Raw genomic sequence first — 16,589 nt, forward strand, 5'->3', positions numbered from 1 at the left:
GTAGGCGAAGTCCAGCACGAGGGCGCGGAAAACGGCTTGAATGGGTCGTCAATGTTCGGGTCATTGAATCATTCCTGTAGTTCGGGTTTACAGGGAAATCGGATGACCACTGCTCACGCGAGATGTCTCTCACGACGCTCCGACGGGGTAAGCCGGAACGAACGATCAGTAATCACTCGATTCGACCTAGAGTAGCGCTTCCGTCACCATTGTGATGGCCCCCATTTTGGGGCCCGCGTGCCCCCTTGGCACCCCCGCTTCGCACCCACAAAAACGACTCGAATCATAGCCAACACGGTGCCGCCATTGAATCGAATATGCGGCTCGGGGCATGACCGGCTCCGTATGGTGGAGCGAGCAATCTATTCGGGAGGCCGCAGTGCTGAAACGACTGTCGAGGATCTTCCTCGCGCCGCTGGCCCGGCTGCTCTTCCGGCCGAAAATCATCGGGCGGCCGAATGTGCCCGCGACCGGCCCGGTGATCCTCGCGAGCAACCACCTGTCCTTCATCGACAGCGTGGTGATCACCCTCGTCGCCCCCCGATCGGTCTCCTTCCTGGCGAAGTCGAGCTACTTCACGGGAACGGGCGTGCGCGGCTGGCTCTCTCGCGCCTTCTTCACCGGAGTCGGCGCGATACCGGTCGAGCGAGGTGCCGGTTCCGCCGCCCAGCTCGCGCTCGACAGCGGACTCGAGGTGCTGAACCGCGGGGAGGCCTTCTCGATCTACCCGGAGGGCACGCGATCCCTCGATGGGCGACTGTACAAGGGGCGAACCGGTGTGGCCTGGCTTGCGCTCACCTCGGGCGCTCCCGTGGTGCCGGTCGCCCTCACCGGCACTGAGAACCTGCAGCCGGTGGGTTCGAAGCTCCCGCGCTTCGCTCGAGTGACCGTGGAGTTCGGGCTCCCCATCGACGTGAGCCGCCACGGTTCGGCCGAGTCCGGCCGCGCCCGGCGTGCGGCGACGGACGAGATCATGGGCGCCATCCACGCGATGAGCGGCCAGCCGCTTGCCGGTGTCTACAACGAGCCGCCCCCGGCGAACGTCACCGAGCGCGTGAGGCGGTTCTTCCGCCGGGAGCGCACCTAGGGGTGCTGACCAGACAGGTTGGTTGGTCATCCTTTTCGACGCTGATGCTGCCCCGTTGCCCGCGTCGGTCGGGTCGTGATCTGCAGGACGGCCCCGGAGTCTTAGTTGCCTGCCCCGCAGACTCCAGTTTTGCAGGACACCTTGTGCAGGACACGGCAGGGGTGTGGCACCCGGACGGATCCGGTCTGCAGGACGCTCCCGTCGGTTCCGCCCGAACCGTCCTGCACAACCCGTCCTGCACAACTGGAGCCTGCGGGTGGGCGCCCGTGGACGCCGGAGCCGTCCGGCACAACCTGCGCCAAGGGCAAGGAGTGCCGCACGGGGGCGGGGACAGGCCGGCCGGGACGAACCCGCGATCGAAGCCCGCCCACCCATCAGCCAGGTAGCCAACATCCTGGGGCAGTCACGTAGCCCCTCCATCGCGACGATTCGTCTGGTTCCCACAAAGCCCCGGCGCATCCGCACGCCCGACTTGGTGCAAGACGTACCGTCACATTGTCGAAGGCCGCCGACGCTCGTAGCGTTGGAGCGACCCGCTATTCCCGTGCGAATGGACTCACAATGACGCAGTTGACCGACCGCCCAGCGACCGAGAACGTCTCGACGCCGACCGCCGCCACCGGCCAGGGCGTGGACGTCGTCGCCCTCGGCCAGTTGCTGCTCGGCACCTGGGCCGATGCCCGACGCCACTCGCGCGAGATCGTGTCGCGGCCCGAGTTCCGTCGAATCGAGGGCCTCTCCATGGCCGACCACCGCGCACGGGTGCTCGGGCAGCTCGGCCTGCTCGTCGACGACGGGTCCGTACACCGCGCCTTTCCCAACTCGGTCGGCGGCTCGGAGGACCACGGCGGCAACGTCGCCGGATTCGAGGAACTGGTGATCGCCGATCCGTCCCTGCAGATCAAGTCGGGGGTGCAGTGGGGGCTCTTCGGGGCGGCGGTGATGCATCTCGGCACCGAGTACCACCACAGCGAGTTCCTGCCCGGCATCATGAGCCTCGAGACCCCCGGAGTGTTCGCCATGACGGAGACCGGACACGGGTCGGATGTCGCGAGCATCGGCACGACGGCGACGTACGACGTCGACGCCCAGGAGTTCGTGATCCACACCCCGTTCCGCGCCGCCTGGAAGGACTACCTCGGCAACGCGGCCCTCCATGGCCGCGCCGCGGTCGTGTTCGCCCAGCTGATCACGCTCGGCGTGAACCACGGAGTGCACGCCTTCTTCGTGCCGATCCGCGACGCGAGCGGTGCCTTCCTGCCCGGGGTCGGAGGCGAGGACGACGGCCTCAAGGGCGGCCTGAACGGGATAGACAACGGGCGTCTGCACTTCTCCGGAGTTCGCGTGCCGCGCACGAACCTGCTGAACCGCTACGGCGACGTCGCGGAGAACGGCGGATACAGCTCGTCCATCGACAGCCCGGGTCGGCGGTTCTTCACCATGATCGGCACCCTCGTGCAGGGCAGGGTGTCCCTCGACGGCGCCGCGGTCGTCGCCAGCAAGCTCGCCCTGACGATCGCGATCACCTACGGCTCAGAGCGTCGGCAGTTCACCGGATCGAGCACCGTCGAGGAGGAGGTCATCCTCGACTACCAGCGGCACCAGCGGCGGCTCCTGCCCCGCCTTGCCACGACCTACGCCATGTCTTTCGCCCACGAGAAACTTCTCGCCAAGTTCGACGGTGTGTTCTCCGGAGCCCATGACACGGACGCCGACCGCCAGGATCTCGAGACCCTCGCCGCGGCGCTCAAGCCGCTGAGCACCTGGAACGCCCTCGACATCCTGCAGGAGTCCCGCGAGGCCTGCGGGGGAGCGGGCTTCCTCGCCGAGAATCGGCTCACAAGCCTTCGCGCCGACCTCGACGTGTACGTGACGTTCGAGGGGGACAACAACGTCTTGCTCCAGCTGGTCGCGAAGCGGCTGCTCACCGACTACAGCCGCAAGTTCGCCGGCGCGAACGCCGGCGCCCTCGCCCAGTATGTGGCGGACCAGGTCGGTCAGGCGGCGATCAACCGCTCGGGGCTGCGTCGTCTCGGGCAGACCGTCGCCGACTTCGGTTCGACCGCGCGTTCGGTCGGCTACGTGCGTGACAGCGACTCGCAGCGGCAACTGCTCACCGACCGCGTGCAGACGATGGTCGCGGAGGTGGCCGGTCGGCTGAAGGGGGCGTCGAAGCTCGGCACTCGGGAGGCGGCCGAACTCTTCAACCGCAACCAGAACGAGCTCATCGAGGCGGCGCGGGCGCACGCCGAACTGCTGCAGTGGGAGGCCTTCACCGAGGCCGTCGAGTCCGTGCAAGACGCGGGCACACGAACGGTGCTCACCTGGCTCCGTGACCTGTTCGGGCTCGGCCTGATCGAGAAGAACGCCGCGTGGTATCTCATCCACGGCAGGCTGTCGTCGCAACGCGCGCTCGCGATCACTTCGTACATCGACGAGCGGCTGTTGCCTCGACTTCGTGCCAACGCCCTCGACCTTGTCGCGGCGTTCGAGTTCACGCCGGAGCACCTCCTCGCTCCGATCGCGCTCGGGGCCGAGCGGCAACGGCAGGACGAGGCGCGGGCGTACTACGACGAACTGCGAGCGAGCGGCACCAAGCCGATCGACGAGAAGACACTCAAGGTGCGCAAGCCCGCCCTGTAGCCGGTTACGACACCGGCGCGGCCTCCGCCGCGAGCTGCTCTTCCCGCCGGACGGACACCCCGTTGAGGCGCAGCGAGGCGAGCAGGCCGAGCACGAGGAACCCCGCCGCGGAGTATGCCGAGTACCGCGTGGCGTCGCTGAAGGCGATCTTCGCGTCCTTGCCGACATCCGCATTCTGCTTCGTCAGGGCGGGGATGGCGGCGCCCGCACTGTCCACGACGGCGTTCACCACCTGGGTTCGAGCCGATTCGGCCAGGTTGCGGTCGGCCAGGCGCGCGTCGAGGGCGGTGCCGGCGCTCGTGAAGAGGATCGTTCCGAGGATGGCGATGCCGAGCGCCGAGCCGATCTGGCGCGCGGTGCTCGAGGTGCCGGAGCCCTGGCCGCTCTGGTCGACAGGCACGTCCTTCAACACCACGCCGGTCAGCTGGGCGGTGGCGAGTCCCACTCCGAAGCCGTAGACGAAGAGGAAGGGCACGATCGACAGCCAACTGGCATCGATCGAGATGACCGACCCGAGGCCGGCGACGCCGATGATCTCCGCCACCAGGCCGACCCGCACGATCGTGACGGGGGAGACCCGGTTGCCGAAGGCGCCGGCGAAACCGCTCGCGACGAACGAGCCGATGGCGAGGGCGAGTAGAACGAAGCCGGTCTGGAGGGCGTCGTAGCCGAGCACGTTCTGGAGCCAGAGGGGGAGGGAGAGGATGATGCCGAACTCGCCGAGCGACACGATGAGGGCGGCGATGTTGCCGTTGCGGAAGGACGCGATCCTGAACAGGCTGAACGCGAGGAGGGTGGTCTTTCCGACCTTCTGCCGGTGGAGGCCCCAGAGCACGAAGGCGGTGCCGGCCACGAGCGTGACGGCGAAGGTGACGGGGATGATCGACAGGTCGAACGGCCAGGTCCAGTCGCCGATCGTCAACGGCTTGTTGGTGAGCCACCAGCCGTAGGTGCGGCCCTCGATCAGACCGAACACGAGGGTCGCGCTCGTCACGATCGAGAGGATCGCGCCCACGACATCCACCCTCCGCGGGTCGGCGGACTCCTTGGACTCGAGCACGAAGAGCAGGGTGCCGATGATGATGACGATGCCGAGCGGCACGTTGATGCCGAACGCCCAGCGCCAGGAGAAGTAGGTGGTGAGCCAGCCGCCGAGGAGCGGACCGACCGCCACCATGCCGCCGATCGTCGAGCCCCACACGGCGAAGGCGATTCCGCGGTCGCGACCGCGGAAGGTGGCGTTGATGATCGAGAGCGTGGTGGGCAGCACCATCGCGCCGCCGATGCCCTGGATCACCCGCGAACCGATGAGCAGGTCGCCGGTCTGGGCGAACGCGGCGAGAATCGAGGCGAGGCCGAAGATGGTGACGCCGATGAGCAGCATCCGGCGTCGTCCGTAGCGGTCGGCAAGGGTGCCGAACACGAGCAGCAGGGCGGCGAAGACGAGGGTGTAACTCTCCTGCACCCACTGCACCTGGGTCGAGGTGATTCCGAGGTCCTTGATGATCGACGGGATCGCCACATTGACGATCGTCGAGTCGACGATGATGAGCGCGACGGCGATGCTGATGAAGACGAGGCCGATCCAGCGTCTGCGGGCTGAGGTCATGCGAGTGCCACCTTCGGGGAGCGGATGCGGGCGAACACGGTGAGAAGGACGACGGCCGTGACGGCGGTGATCGCGGCGATCGCGGTCGGGGCGGAGAGCAGGTCGCCGGTGAGTCGAGCGACCGCGACCCAGGACAGGCCCCAGCACAGCGAGAGGGTGGGGGCGAGCCGCCCCCCGCCGCTGATGGCGAGAAGCACGCCGACGAGCCCCGCGATGGCGATGATCACCACGGACCACGCGTCCGCCGAGAGGCCGAAGCCGGTGAACCCGGCCGCCACGAGCAGTGCCGTGATGTTCGCGGCCGTGGCCACACACACCCAACCGAGGTACAGGCCGACGGTTCCGTCGGCGACGATGGTCTCGACCAGATTCTTCGGGGGAGACGACCGGGTGATGCGGAACGCCCAGACGAGCACCGCGAGCAGCGCCACGATCACCGGAACGCTCGCGGCGAGAAAGCCGAACTGGATGCTGAGGATCCAGACGGCGTTGAGAATGAGCGAGGCGGCGATCGGGTAGCCGAGCCGGCGCTGCCGAACATCCGACTTCTGGGCGGGCAGCGACTGCCAGATCGCGTAGGCCAGCAGACCGAGGTAGATCGGCGTCCAGATCGCGAACGCCGGGCCTCCCGGCGCGATCGGGGTGGCATCGGCGGCGAGCGCGCCTCCCGCGGCGTTCTGAATCGGTGTTCCTCCCGCGGCCCCGGAGCCGATGAACGCGCCGACGACGGCGATCACGGCGCTCGCGAGCACGACGACCTGTCGGACGGTGTCTCGGCCCTCATCCACTGCGGACTCCCCGGTGAATCTTCTGGCAATCATTCATCAGCTAGCTGACTAATTCACGGTAGCAGTAAATTGGTCACATGGTCGAGACGCAGAACCAGCAATCCGACGCCATGGCGTCCTGGCCCACCGGCCGACTGCTCTCGACCGCCGCACGGCTCGTCGAACACGCCTGGGTGGATGCCCTCGAGCAGCTGGGACTCACGCACGCGGGGCTCATCGTGCTTCACCTGCTCGGATCCGGCACCCTCAGCCAGACGGAACTCGCCCACCGGGCGCGGGTCGAGACGCAGACCATGTCGCGCACGCTCGAGCGGCTCGAGCGTGAGGGGTATGTTGCGCGGCATAAGCACCCGGGCGACGGGAGACGGCACGTGGTCGCCCGCACCGACAAGGGCCAGGAGGTGTGGGCTGCCGCGAGGAACCTGGAAGCGGATCTCTTCCCCAGCATCGCCGACAATTCGCAGATGCGCGCCGGCCTGCTCGAGATCATCCGCACGACCACCGCCGACCGCTGGGCGGACGGCTGACGGTTGGTCGGCCGTCCGCTGGCGACGCTGGACTGCTTACTCGGGGGTGGCAGCCGCCTCCTGCGAGGCGATCTCCGCGCGCACCTTGTCCATGTCGAGACCCTTGACGGCCGTGATGACCTGCTCGAGGGCCGGGGCGGGAAGGGCGCCGGGCTGCGAAAACACGAGGATCCCGTCGCGGAACGCCATCAGCGTGGGGATCGAGGTGATGCCGGCCGCTCCGGCCAGCTGCTGCTCGGCCTCGGTGTCGACCTTGCCGAAGGTGACGTCGGAGTGCTGCTCGCTCGCCGCGTCGTAGATCGGTCCGAACATCTTGCACGGGCCGCACCAGTCGGCCCAGAAATCGACGAGGGTGATGCCCTCGCTCGCGACGGTCTTCTCGAATGCGTCGTAGGTCAGTTCAACGGTAGCCATGGGGCCCCTTCCGATCGAAAATCTTTGCTGTCACTGTATAAAGCAAAAAAACTGTCGAAAATAATCCCCGGGCGCTTACCGGTCAGGCGACCGGCCGGGGCGCGTCATCCGTCACGGCCACGACCTCGGTGATTTCGAGGGCCTCCGCGACCGGGATCGCGGCGGCCACCGCCGCGTCGACGAGCGACTGGTCGCCCTCGATGCGGGGATCCAGCCAGTCGGCCCACAGCTCGCGCGGCAGCGGTACCGGGTTGCGGTCGTGGATGTAGTCGAGGGTGTGCACCGAGTCGGCCGTGAGCATCGTCACGGTGAGGGTCCAGAGGTTGGGGTCGTCATCGGCGAGCGTGTGGTCCTTCCACCAGGAATACAGTCCGGCGAAGGCCATCACCTCGCCCTCGCCCGGGTGGATGTAGAACGGGGTCTTCTTGTTGGTCACCGGATCGGTCTGCCACTCGTAGTACCCGGACGCCGGAATCAGGGCCCGCTTGGACTTGACCGCCGCCGCGAACGACGACTTCTCGGCCGCGCTCTCGCTCCTCGCGTTGAACGTGGGCACCTTCATCTTGAGCGTCTTGGACCAGGACGGCGTGAGCGACCAGCGCGCGAGCTCGAGCCGGCGCACCGGCTCGCCGCCCTTGCCCGACTCGATCACGGCGAGGATCGGATCGGTCGGTCGGATGTTCCACCCCGGTCGCCAGTCCCGAAAGTCGCCGCCGACCGCCACGAATTCCTCGATCAGGTCGTCCGTGGACTTGTCCATCGAAAAGCGTCCGCACATGGCCCCATTGTTGCCTCAGCGACCGACAACCACCAGCAACCCGCGGGGCGCGGATTCCGCCGATCGGGCGCTGATCGGCCCTAGGCTGGCCGCATCCACGGCGAGGAGGTCACGGTGAAGGCTCTGGTTGGGATTCTGATGTCGGCCGCGGCGCTCGCCACTCTCTCCGGATGCGCCACGACGGCCGCCGGGCCGTCGCCGGCCCCGACTGTCACCGCCACGGTGACGGCGTCACCCGCTCCCCGTTCCCCCAGTGACGCGTTGACCGCCCTGGATGCCTGGCTCGCCTGCGCGGCCGCCGAGCGCGCGAACTACGGCCTGCAGAATCCGGGCACCGTCTTCGCCCCGTACGACGCCTCGAACGTGAAGGCCGAGGCCGACGGCAGCTTCACCGTGCAGGTGAACTTCCAGCCCCCGGGCGGAACGGCGCAGAACCCGGTCTACGGGGCCATCGCCTCGTGCGTGGTGAAGGGAACCGTGAGCGAGCCGGACATCGTCAGCATCGGCGAGACAGACCTGGGCTAGGGCGCGGCCCGGAGCGCGATCGAGCAGGGCTCACCGGTCTGCGGCATGGGCGAGCAGCCAATCCATCGCCAGCGCGGATGCGCCGAGAACCGAGATGTGGCCGTCGAGGGGCCGGTACCAGAGCTCGGATCGCCTCACGCTGCGCATCAGCCAGTCGCCGTGGGAGGGTGGCACCACCCGATCCTGCCCACCCTGCACGACCAGCACCGGCGTGGAGATGTCCGTCACGCCGAACCCCCAGGGCGCGACGAAGGCGAGGTCGTCGTCGATCAGGCCGCCCGAGCCCTGCGCCGAGGCGACTCCGACATCCTCGGCCAGCGACGCCCAGTCGACCGCGAGGGCGGCGTAATCTCGCTCGTTGAAGCTCTCGGGGTCGAACTCGGATGTCTCCTCATAGACCTCGCGTTGACGCCGACCGAGCCGGGCGGCCCGGAGGGAGGCACCGCCGGAGGCCATCCCCGCGAACCAGTCGATGCCGGCCGCATCGAAGGGGGCGAGTCCGGCCAGGCTGGCGGCGCCCGTGACCCGGTCGGGCAGCAGTGCCGCGCAGGCGAGCGCGTGGGGACCTCCTCCGGACGCCCCGAGCACGGCGAATCTCCCGACGCCGAGGGCATCGGCCAGCTGCTCAACGTCCCGGGCAGCGGAACCCACGGTGCGGCCATCATTCGGCGACGACCCACCGTAGCCGGGGCGGCCGTAGGAGAGGAGGCGGATGCCGCGCTCCTCGGCCGCGGACACGAGCGGCGTCAGGGGCGCCCCGGTCTGCGGGGAGCCGTGGTGCCACAGCACCGTGAACGCGCCGTGGGTGCCGGCGGCACTGTCGTGCACCCGCAGGGTGCGATCGTCGTCGAGCCGGACATCCGTTGTCGAGATCACGCGCATAGTCTAGGAGGGACGCACGCGCCGCGGATCTCCCGCGAGAGCTCGCGGGCTGGGCGAAAGGTGTTCCCGTGTCCCCCACCCCGCCCGATCTCTCCGAGCCCGCCATCGTCGCCACCCTCCGTGCCGCGGGCTGCGTCTTCGCGGAGGACGAGGCGCGGCTGCTGCTGGCGGCCGGGGCGTCCCCCGCCGAGCTCGAGGCCATGGTTGCGCGCCGGGTCGCCGGGTTCCCGCTCGAGCACATCCTCGGCTGGGCGGAGTTCTGCGGGCTGCGGATCGCCGTCGGTCCCGGGGTCTTCGTCCCTCGTCACCGCACCGAGTTCCTCGTGCGGGAGGCGGCCGCGCTCGCCCGCCCCGGGGCCGTCGCCCTCGACCTGTGCTGCGGTAGCGGTGCGCTCGGCGCCGCCCTGATGGCTGCCGTCGACGGACTCGACCTGTATGCGTCAGACATCGAACCGGCCGCCGTGGCGTGCGCGCGCCGCAACCTCGACCCGGGCCGGGTCTTCGAGGGTGATCTCTTCGACCCGCTGCCACGGTCTCTCGCAGGTCGCATCGACATCCTGCTCTGCAACACGCCGTACGTGCCGACCGACAAGATCGGCACGATGCCGCCGGAGGCCCGGCTGCACGAGCCGCGGGTGACGCTCGACGGTGGAGCGGATGGCCTGGCCGTGCAGCGGAGGGTGGCCGCCGAGGCGCCGCGCTGGCTCGCACCGGGAGGCAGCCTCCTCGTGGAGGCGAGCGAGAGGCAGGCGCCGCTCACCGCCGAAATCTTCTCGCGAGCCGGGCTGGTCCCGAGGATCGCCGGCTCGGAGGAGTTCGACGCGACAGTAGTCATCGGCACCCGGCCGTCGCGGTAGCGGGGTCAGCCGTCACCGGTTCGTAAGGATCGAACCGTCCGCGGGCCGCCCGCGAGTGCCAGCATCGAGGGGTGGACTGGCACGCAGCCACTTCGTCAACGAGGAGCCGCAATGGACAACCCCACCGACCACAGCGACCTTCGAGCCGTGTACATCAACTGCACGCTCAAGCGGTCGCCCGAGCTCAGCCACACTCAGGGCCTGATGGATCGGAGCATCGCCCTGATGCGCGACCAGGGCGTCACCGTCGACTCGGTGCGTCTCATCGATCACGATGTCGCGACCGGGGTCTTCCCGGACATGCGCGACCACGGCTGGGCCGCGGACGCCTGGCCGGAGGAGATCTGGCCCCAGATCGACGCGGCGGACATCCTGGTGGTGGGCGGGCCGCTCTGGCTGGGCGACAACGCCTCCGTCACCCGCCGGCTGATCGAGCGGCTCTACGCGATGAGCGGTCTCTTCAACGAGAAGGGCCAGTACGTCTACTACGGCAAGACCGCCGGTGCTCTCATCACGGGCAACGAGGACGGGGTGAAGCACGCCGCGATGTCGACGCTGTACAGCCTCCAGCACATCGGCTTCGTCATCCCGCCCGCGGCCGATGCCGGCTGGATCGGTGAGGTGGGACCGGGGCCCAGCTACCTCGACCCCGGCTCCGGTGGCCCGGAGAACGACTTCACCAACCGCAACACCACGTTCATGACCTGGAACCTGCTGCATCTCGCCCGGATTCTGAAGGACGCCGGCGGCATTCCCGCGTACGGCAACCTGCGCAAGGAATGGAACTCGGGGGAGAGATTCGGGTTCAATCCCGAGTACCGGTGATCCCCTGCGCTAGAACCCCGGTCGCCTGAACAGCGCCCTGACGGCGGTGAACGGCCGCCCGTTCGCGAGGGCGATCAGGGAATCGATGGCCGACCAGGACGCGCTCCCGTTCGAGAACTGCACCAGCGCGCGCAGCGGAAGCTCGTCGGTCGTGCGCTTGATCATCTCCATGGTCGCCGGGTCCTGCCGGGACTCCTCGGGAAAGGTGGCGGTTCGACGGATGACGGCCCGCAGCATCCGTCCGACGACGGTGACCGAGAGGTCCCCGACGGTGGTCTCCCTGGTGAACGGTCTCGTGGGCGCGGGCTGCGGGATGGCGCGGCCGAGCCGACGCTCGAAGTCCTCGTCGCTGGCGGCGATGGGCCGCGTGGTCGGCGGCTCCGCGGAATCCGAACAGTCCCCGTGCACGACGACGGTGACCGTGGCGACCACCGTCTCGCTCGATCGCGCGACCTCGAGTTCGAAGGTGCCGCCGGGCGTGCGCCAGTCCCCAACGCGCACGTCCCAGAAGGCGAAGGATCGCGGGTCGATCTCGATGTCGACCAGGCGACGCCCGCCGGGCTCCAGGCGCACCCTCGCGAAGCCCGCCAGTTCGCGACGCGGTCGCAGTACGGTCCCCGTCAGGTCGCGCGAGTACACCTGCACCACCTCGCTCGTGCTTCGGTCGCCCACATTCTCGACGGTCACGGAGACGCGGACGCCCTGACCCGGGGAGGCGTCTGCGCGGTCCACCGCCGCGCCGGACCAGGACGTGGCGCCGTAGCCGAGGCCGTGGCCGAACGGGAAGAGCGGAGTCACCCCGGCGGTCGTCGCGTGCCGATAGCCGACGAAGATGCCCTCCCGGTATTCGACCTGGTGCGTGCCTCCCGGGAAGAACGGGTCGGCCGCGACATCCTCCCGCGCCGCCGGGAACGTCTCGGCGAGGCGGCCAGCCGGTTCGACCACGCCGAGCAGGGCGTCAACCGCCGCGCCGCCGCTCGCCTGACCGCCCAGGTAGCACTCCAGAATGGCCGACACGCTCGCCCGCCACGGCATGAGGACGGGTGCTCCGTTGCTCAGCACCACGACCGTGCGCGGGTTCGCCGCCGCGACCGCCGCGACGAGGTCGTCGTGCTGGTAGGGAAGCGACAGGGTGGTGCGATCGAAGCCCTCGCTCTCCTGGATGCCGGGAAGCCCCACCATCACGATCGCCACGTCCGCGGCGGCGGCGACGACGGCCGCGTTCTCGATCAGCGCGGCATCCGGCTCCGAGCGGTCGGGGTCGTACCCGGGCGCGTAGCCCACGTCGATGCCCGCCTCGGCGAAGGCGTCGAGCATGGTGGTGACGCGAGACGGATTGACCAGCGAGCTGCCGCCACCCTGGTACCGGGGCTGCGCGGCGAAGGCTCCGATCACCGCGATGCTGCGGCGGCGGTCGAGCGGGAGCACTCCGTCGTTGGTGAGCACCACGGCGCTCGCCGCCGCGGCTCGCCTGGACAGGGCGTCGTGGTCGCCCACGAGGTCGGCGAGAGTGCCGTCCTGACCGGGAAGCGTGTTCGCGAGGGCGCCGATCCGCGCCACGCTGGCGCCGATCGCCTCCGTGCTGAGAGCGCCTCCGGTTACCGCCGCCAGCAGCTCGGCCCGCCGGTCGAGGCCGCCCGGCATCTCCAGGTCCATGCCGGCACCGATGCCGGCCACCCGATCGGCCTCCGCGCCCCAGTCGCTCACCACCACGCCGTCGAAGCCCCACTCGTCGCGCAGCACTCCGGTCAGGAGCTCTCGGTCATCTGTGCAGTGCACGCCGTTCACCCGGTTGTACGCGGCCATCACCATTCGCGGGCGGGACTCCCGCACCGCGATCTCGAAACCGCGAAGGTACAGCTCGCGCCGAGTGCGTTCGTCCACGATGGCGTCGATCACGAAGCGACGATGCTCCTGGTTGTTCACGGCCAGGTGCTTGAGGCACGCCCCCACACCGGTGCCCTGGATTCCGATCACGGCCGCCGCGGCGAGGCGGCCGGAGAGCAGCGGATCCTCGGAGTAGTACTCGAAGTTGCGGCCACAGAGCGGGTGCCGCTTGATGTTCAGGCCTGGGCCGAGCACGACTCCTACGCCCAGCGCCCTGGCCTCCCGTCCCACCGCCTCACCCACCTCCCGCACGAGGTCCACGTCCCAGCTGCTCGCCAGGGTCACGGCGGGCGGGAAGCAGGTGGAGGGCACGCTGCCGTTGAGGCCCAGGTGGTCGGCATCGTCGGCCTGCACCCGCAACCCGTGGGGTCCATCCGCCAGGCGGATGGCGCGGATGCCCGGCAGAGTCCGCGTGCGCCAGAAGTCCGCTCCGGACAGCAGGGAGGCCTGCTGCTCCAGCGTCAGTGCCGCGTGGTCGGCCGCCGTCGTGCTCATCTGGTGCTCCGCTCCGTGGCCCATCGTCCTGCGTCCGGGCGCGAACATCAAGCGGCGGACACCGGATCGTCCAGGATCTCGAAGACCGGGTAGTCGGCCGCGATGTCCACGAAGCGCGAGACGGGCTCGTGGCGATCGACCGGGATGTGCGGCCGAGCACCAGGGGCTCGGGCGAGATACGCCTTGAGGATGGGGGCTCGATCCTCCGAGGGCACCTCTCGGAGCAGCACCCGCCGGCGTCGGCCCGCCCGGAGAACGGCGTGCCCGCCGGAGCTCCGCACGTTACGCACCCAACGTGACCCCTGGCCGAGCATCGAGACGAGGAATTCCCGATGGTCGTACTTCGCGATGACGAGGGGGAGAATCAGCGGCTTGCCCGTCTTCGGGCCGAGGGTCTCCAGGGTCACCGACCAATGCGGGAAGAGTCCGAGAGCGTTGATCGCCGCCCCGATTCGATTCATCACCCGAGCGCGCCGATTCGGCCGCCCGCCCGCGTACATCCGTCGAAGGGTGTCACCGCTGGCCATTGCGTCCTCGTTGCCCGGCAGCCCAACTCATCGGCGCTCGCCGGTGCCCTGCCGCCGGCCCAGCGTAGTGAGCGCGAGCATGAATCGGAGGGCCGAAGGTCCCCGCGGGGGACTCCCGTCAGGCGATCGCGGGCGCCCACGCGGGGTCGCGGCCCAGCAGCCGGAGCGCGCGATCGAAGTCCGAATCTGAGCCTGACCCGGCCAGAGGCGGCGCGAAGAGTCCGGTCTGGGCCCTCTCGGCGGCGGTGGCGGGAATCCGCTCGGCGATGCCGAGAATGATCCCCGCGAGCTCGGCGTCGCAGGCGAACGGGAGTGCCGCCGAGACGGCCACGTCCCATCCGTGCACCAGGGTGTCGAGCAACTGGAACGAGATGGCGACGTCCGCGGGCAGAGGCTCGTCCCGCACCTCGGGCATGAGGATCACGGCGGAGCTCGGCGCGCCGGCGACCGCCCGGGCGAGCTCCCGCGCGGATCTTCGCCACTCGGCGAGGATTTCGCCAGGGGCGAGCCGAGCCGATTCCTCCGGTGCTCGCCCGAGCGCCGCACGAGCGAAGTCGAGATTGTCGTGAATCATGTGCCGCAGCAGGTGCTCGAGGTCCCACTCCGTGCAGGGGGTGCGGAGCCGGGGAGTGTCGAGACCGATGGCCTCCGCCACGACGGAGTCGGCCAGGGCCAACGCCCTCGCGTGAGCGGAGCGGATGTCGGGGACGACCAGCGCGTGGCTCATCGCGCCTCCTCGTGGTCGTGGAGTCGCACGAACGCGAGGATCTCGGGAACGAGCTGCTCCTTCGACATGAGGTGGTGGCCCAAACCGCGGGTGCGAATCGCCCGAAGCTGGGGGCCGAAGGCCGCCTCGAGAAGCTCCGAATGCACCACCGGCACGGTCGGATCGTCCTCGTCGTGAATGACCAGGATCGGCACGTCGACGGATCCCGTCGTGCGAGTCGCGTCGAAGCTCGACCAGGGGTCGAGGTGGGGGAAGAGATGGCGGGAGATGGAGGCGCGCAGCGCCATTCCCGCTCGCGGGCCGATTCCCGTGAGCCGGGCGAACTCCTCGACGAGGAACGGGAAGCTGCTCACCCCGCCGAGCGCGACGAGGCTCTTGGTGCGCAGGCCCTGACCGATCGCATAGAACGCCGCCAGCACTCCGAACGAGTGGGCGATCACCGACTCGAATGGTCCATACCGCCGTTGGAGGTGTTGGGAGACCCGCTGGTAGTCGAGCACGGTGCTGCCGCTGCCGGCGGAGTCGCCGTGGCCAGGGGCATCGAAGCTCAGCGGGCTGTATCCGCGCTCCACCAGCGCCGCGACGGTGAGCGCGAAGCGGGACGACCGCGACTTCCAGCCGTGCAGCAGCAGCACCGGGCGCTCGCCGCTGCCCCAGCGGTAGGTCACGACGTCGAGACCGGCCTCGCGAAAGTGCTCCACGACGGCGGTCCGGTGAACGGCGGCCTCCGACTCGCGAACGCGCGCGCGTCCGAAGGCGCGGCGAAAGAAGAACAGGGACGCTCGACCGCCCAGCGACGGGGACACCCTGCTCAGCCCGTCCAGGCCGACACGGACTGCCGATGTTGTTGCTGACATGAGTCACCGATCGTCGGAGCGGAGGATCGCTCAGGCGACCCGGATCCCACTATACATACCGACAGTCGGTTTGTGTGCCCGAGGCCCGAATCAGCTCGACGGAAGCAGCAGGATCCGGCGGAACAGCTCGGCGACCGCGCCTTCCGCACGTGCGGAGGTGACCGCGGGTTCGGCGCTCTGGGCGATCATGAGGGCGATCTCGTTCATGCTCGCGAGGAGGGCGTGCGCGAAGAAGTCGACGTGGTCCTCGGCCAGGCTGCCGTGGCGGGCCGCAGACTCCAGGGCGGTGCGGATGGAGAGCAGCGTGCGCGCCTCGTCCATGGCGCGCCAGCGCGTCCAGCCCAGCACCGCCGGCGCGTCGATGAGGAGCACGCGGCCCACGGCGCGATCGCTGGCCATCCGGATCCACTCCAGGCAGCCGGCCTGGAGCGCCGCGCTCGCGTTGGGTTGATTCGCCGCGGCGACGGCAACCCGCTCGTCGATGGTGTCGTAGATGCCGTCGAGAACGGCGGCGAACAGCTCCTCCTTGCCACCGAAGTGGTGGTACAGCGCACCGCGACTCACGTCCGTCTGCTCGAGCACCGCCTCGATCGAGGTCGCGTCATAGCCTCGCTCGGCAAAGAGAGCGCGGGCGGCAGCAATGAGTGTCTCGCGGGTTTGCCTGCCGCGCTCGGTCTTGATGTTCATCTCGACCACCGTACCCGCGCGCCGGAACGAGCGACTCCTCGGCCCACGACGGCATAAAAAAAGTCCCACCCCCCGTAGAAGCCGGGAAATGGGACAGTGGCTCCGACCGGCGTCGATCCGGTGACCTTTCGATTTTCAGTGATCCAGAGGGGGATTTCACACAGTATATATATGGCCGACATCCTTCTGATCAGGTATTTCTCTGATTGGTCGCAGTTGGTCGCAGTTGGTTTCCGGGCCGGAAATGGCCCGGAAATGGCCCAGAAATGGCCCAGGATCGGGCAGAGCGCCAGCGGTCAGCTCCAGACGAGCGAACCCGGGGTCCAGCTCTTGCCGGAGACCTCGTTGTGCAAGACTATGTTGATGAAGGTGCTTATTAGTTCGCCCGCGAGGTCGACCGTCCGGTGGTCGGAGCAGTACGGCACATCCTTCGCCTCCTTCGCGTACCGACGTCCCCAGGTTGGTGGGATGGTC

16 protein-coding genes are annotated in these 16,589 nt (G+C 69.0%); 6 read left to right on the forward strand and 10 right to left on the reverse strand.

The window, feature by feature from the left end; translation table 11 throughout:
- Nucleotides 1-331: 331 nt before the first annotated feature.
- Together ACHZD8_RS01915 and ACHZD8_RS01920 are read left to right on the forward strand one after the other, a co-directional pair.
- Nucleotides 332-1,087: a lysophospholipid acyltransferase family protein gene (locus ACHZD8_RS01915; protein ID WP_394768421.1), complete on the forward strand. Its 756-nt coding sequence runs from the start codon at nt 332-334 to the stop codon at nt 1,085-1,087.
- A 561-nt stretch (nt 1,088-1,648) separates the two neighbouring features.
- Nucleotides 1,649-3,730 carry an acyl-CoA dehydrogenase gene (locus tag ACHZD8_RS01920; RefSeq protein WP_394768423.1) on the forward strand — a complete coding sequence of 694 codons (2,082 nt, stop codon included), beginning with the start codon at nt 1,649-1,651 and terminating at the stop codon, nt 3,728-3,730.
- A 4-nt stretch (nt 3,731-3,734) separates the two neighbouring features.
- Here ACHZD8_RS01920 and ACHZD8_RS01925 read toward each other — a convergent pair whose 3' ends face one another.
- Nucleotides 3,735-5,339, reverse strand: coding sequence for a DHA2 family efflux MFS transporter permease subunit (locus tag ACHZD8_RS01925; RefSeq protein WP_394768424.1), 1,605 nt, complete (start codon nt 5,337-5,339; stop codon nt 3,735-3,737).
- On the reverse strand, nt 5,336-6,127 hold the full coding sequence (locus ACHZD8_RS01930; protein WP_394768425.1) for a tryptophan-rich sensory protein: 792 nt from the start codon (nt 6,125-6,127) through the stop codon (nt 5,336-5,338). The genes ACHZD8_RS01925 and ACHZD8_RS01930 overlap by 4 nt, the downstream gene beginning before the upstream one ends.
- Nucleotides 6,128-6,204: 77 nt before the next feature.
- Here ACHZD8_RS01930 and ACHZD8_RS01935 point away from each other — a divergent pair, with 77 nt between their 5' ends.
- A complete protein-coding gene (locus ACHZD8_RS01935; RefSeq protein ID WP_394768427.1) occupies nt 6,205-6,654 on the forward strand; it encodes a MarR family winged helix-turn-helix transcriptional regulator in 450 nt (149 codons plus the stop codon).
- 36 nt (nt 6,655-6,690) lie between these two features.
- Here the strand turns inward: ACHZD8_RS01935 and trxA are convergent, their stop codons facing one another.
- Nucleotides 6,691-7,068, reverse strand: coding sequence for a thioredoxin (gene trxA, locus ACHZD8_RS01940; RefSeq protein WP_394768428.1), 378 nt, complete (start codon nt 7,066-7,068; stop codon nt 6,691-6,693).
- 82 nt (nt 7,069-7,150) lie between these two features.
- Nucleotides 7,151-7,846, reverse strand: coding sequence for an SOS response-associated peptidase (locus tag ACHZD8_RS01945; RefSeq protein WP_394768429.1), 696 nt, complete (start codon nt 7,844-7,846; stop codon nt 7,151-7,153).
- Between the two features lie 114 nt (nt 7,847-7,960).
- Between ACHZD8_RS01945 and ACHZD8_RS01950 the strand changes: the two genes are divergently transcribed.
- Nucleotides 7,961-8,371 (forward strand): hypothetical protein, encoded by a 411-nt coding sequence (locus ACHZD8_RS01950; protein WP_394768430.1) that lies wholly within the window; start codon nt 7,961-7,963, stop codon nt 8,369-8,371.
- A 30-nt stretch (nt 8,372-8,401) separates the two neighbouring features.
- Here the strand turns inward: ACHZD8_RS01950 and ACHZD8_RS01955 are convergent, their stop codons facing one another.
- Nucleotides 8,402-9,247: an alpha/beta fold hydrolase gene (locus tag ACHZD8_RS01955; protein WP_394768431.1), complete on the reverse strand. Its 846-nt coding sequence runs from the start codon at nt 9,245-9,247 to the stop codon at nt 8,402-8,404.
- 74 nt (nt 9,248-9,321) lie between these two features.
- Here ACHZD8_RS01955 and ACHZD8_RS01960 point away from each other — a divergent pair, with 74 nt between their 5' ends.
- A complete protein-coding gene (locus tag ACHZD8_RS01960; protein WP_394768432.1) occupies nt 9,322-10,110 on the forward strand; it encodes a putative protein N(5)-glutamine methyltransferase in 789 nt (262 codons plus the stop codon).
- Nucleotides 10,111-10,221: 111 nt separating this feature from the next.
- Nucleotides 10,222-10,935 carry a flavodoxin family protein gene (locus ACHZD8_RS01965; protein WP_394768434.1) on the forward strand — a complete coding sequence of 238 codons (714 nt, stop codon included), beginning with the start codon at nt 10,222-10,224 and terminating at the stop codon, nt 10,933-10,935.
- Nucleotides 10,936-10,944: 9 nt separating this feature from the next.
- Here ACHZD8_RS01965 and ACHZD8_RS01970 read toward each other — a convergent pair whose 3' ends face one another.
- From ACHZD8_RS01970 to ACHZD8_RS01990, 5 genes are all read right to left on the reverse strand, one after another.
- The gene (locus tag ACHZD8_RS01970; RefSeq protein WP_394768435.1) at nt 10,945-13,317 is read right to left on the reverse strand and encodes a glycoside hydrolase family 3 C-terminal domain-containing protein; all 2,373 of its coding nucleotides are present in this window, start codon (nt 13,315-13,317) and stop codon (nt 10,945-10,947) included.
- A gap of 47 nt (nt 13,318-13,364) precedes the next feature.
- On the reverse strand, nt 13,365-13,844 hold the full coding sequence (locus ACHZD8_RS01975) for a nitroreductase/quinone reductase family protein (RefSeq protein ID WP_394768436.1): 480 nt from the start codon (nt 13,842-13,844) through the stop codon (nt 13,365-13,367).
- A 118-nt stretch (nt 13,845-13,962) separates the two neighbouring features.
- Nucleotides 13,963-14,571, reverse strand: a complete 609-nt coding sequence (locus ACHZD8_RS01980) for a maleylpyruvate isomerase N-terminal domain-containing protein (protein WP_394768437.1) — start codon at nt 14,569-14,571, stop codon at nt 13,963-13,965.
- On the reverse strand, nt 14,568-15,428 hold the full coding sequence (locus ACHZD8_RS01985; protein ID WP_394768438.1) for an alpha/beta hydrolase: 861 nt from the start codon (nt 15,426-15,428) through the stop codon (nt 14,568-14,570). The genes ACHZD8_RS01980 and ACHZD8_RS01985 overlap by 4 nt, the downstream gene beginning before the upstream one ends.
- Before the next feature lie 90 nt (nt 15,429-15,518).
- Nucleotides 15,519-16,115, reverse strand: a complete 597-nt coding sequence (locus ACHZD8_RS01990; protein WP_394768439.1) for a TetR family transcriptional regulator — start codon at nt 16,113-16,115, stop codon at nt 15,519-15,521.
- Between the last annotated feature and the right edge of the window lie 474 nt (nt 16,116-16,589).

This window comes from Lacisediminihabitans sp. (genome assembly GCF_043726815.1).
Lineage (GTDB): Bacteria > Actinomycetota > Actinomycetes > Actinomycetales > Microbacteriaceae > Lacisediminihabitans.

What these genes read in the sequence shown, in the direction of transcription:
- ACHZD8_RS01945 (WP_394768429.1), bottom strand. Translation starts at nt 7,846, where the DNA reads ATGTGCGGACGCTTTTCGATGGACAAGTCCACGGACGACCTGATCGAG.
- ACHZD8_RS01985 (WP_394768438.1), bottom strand. Translation starts at nt 15,428, where the DNA reads ATGTCAGCAACAACATCGGCAGTCCGTGTCGGCCTGGACGGGCTGAGC.
- ACHZD8_RS01915 (WP_394768421.1), top strand. Translation starts at nt 332, where the DNA reads ATGACCGGCTCCGTATGGTGGAGCGAGCAATCTATTCGGGAGGCCGCA.
- ACHZD8_RS01925 (WP_394768424.1), bottom strand. Translation starts at nt 5,339, where the DNA reads ATGACCTCAGCCCGCAGACGCTGGATCGGCCTCGTCTTCATCAGCATC.
- ACHZD8_RS01935 (WP_394768427.1), top strand. Translation starts at nt 6,205, where the DNA reads ATGGTCGAGACGCAGAACCAGCAATCCGACGCCATGGCGTCCTGGCCC.
- ACHZD8_RS01965 (WP_394768434.1), top strand. Translation starts at nt 10,222, where the DNA reads ATGGACAACCCCACCGACCACAGCGACCTTCGAGCCGTGTACATCAAC.
- ACHZD8_RS01920 (WP_394768423.1), top strand. Translation starts at nt 1,649, where the DNA reads ATGACGCAGTTGACCGACCGCCCAGCGACCGAGAACGTCTCGACGCCG.
- ACHZD8_RS01980 (WP_394768437.1), bottom strand. Translation starts at nt 14,571, where the DNA reads ATGAGCCACGCGCTGGTCGTCCCCGACATCCGCTCCGCTCACGCGAGG.
- ACHZD8_RS01990 (WP_394768439.1), bottom strand. Translation starts at nt 16,115, where the DNA reads ATGAACATCAAGACCGAGCGCGGCAGGCAAACCCGCGAGACACTCATT.
- ACHZD8_RS01970 (WP_394768435.1), bottom strand. Translation starts at nt 13,317, where the DNA reads ATGAGCACGACGGCGGCCGACCACGCGGCACTGACGCTGGAGCAGCAG.
- ACHZD8_RS01975 (WP_394768436.1), bottom strand. Translation starts at nt 13,844, where the DNA reads ATGGCCAGCGGTGACACCCTTCGACGGATGTACGCGGGCGGGCGGCCG.
- trxA (WP_394768428.1), bottom strand. Translation starts at nt 7,068, where the DNA reads ATGGCTACCGTTGAACTGACCTACGACGCATTCGAGAAGACCGTCGCG.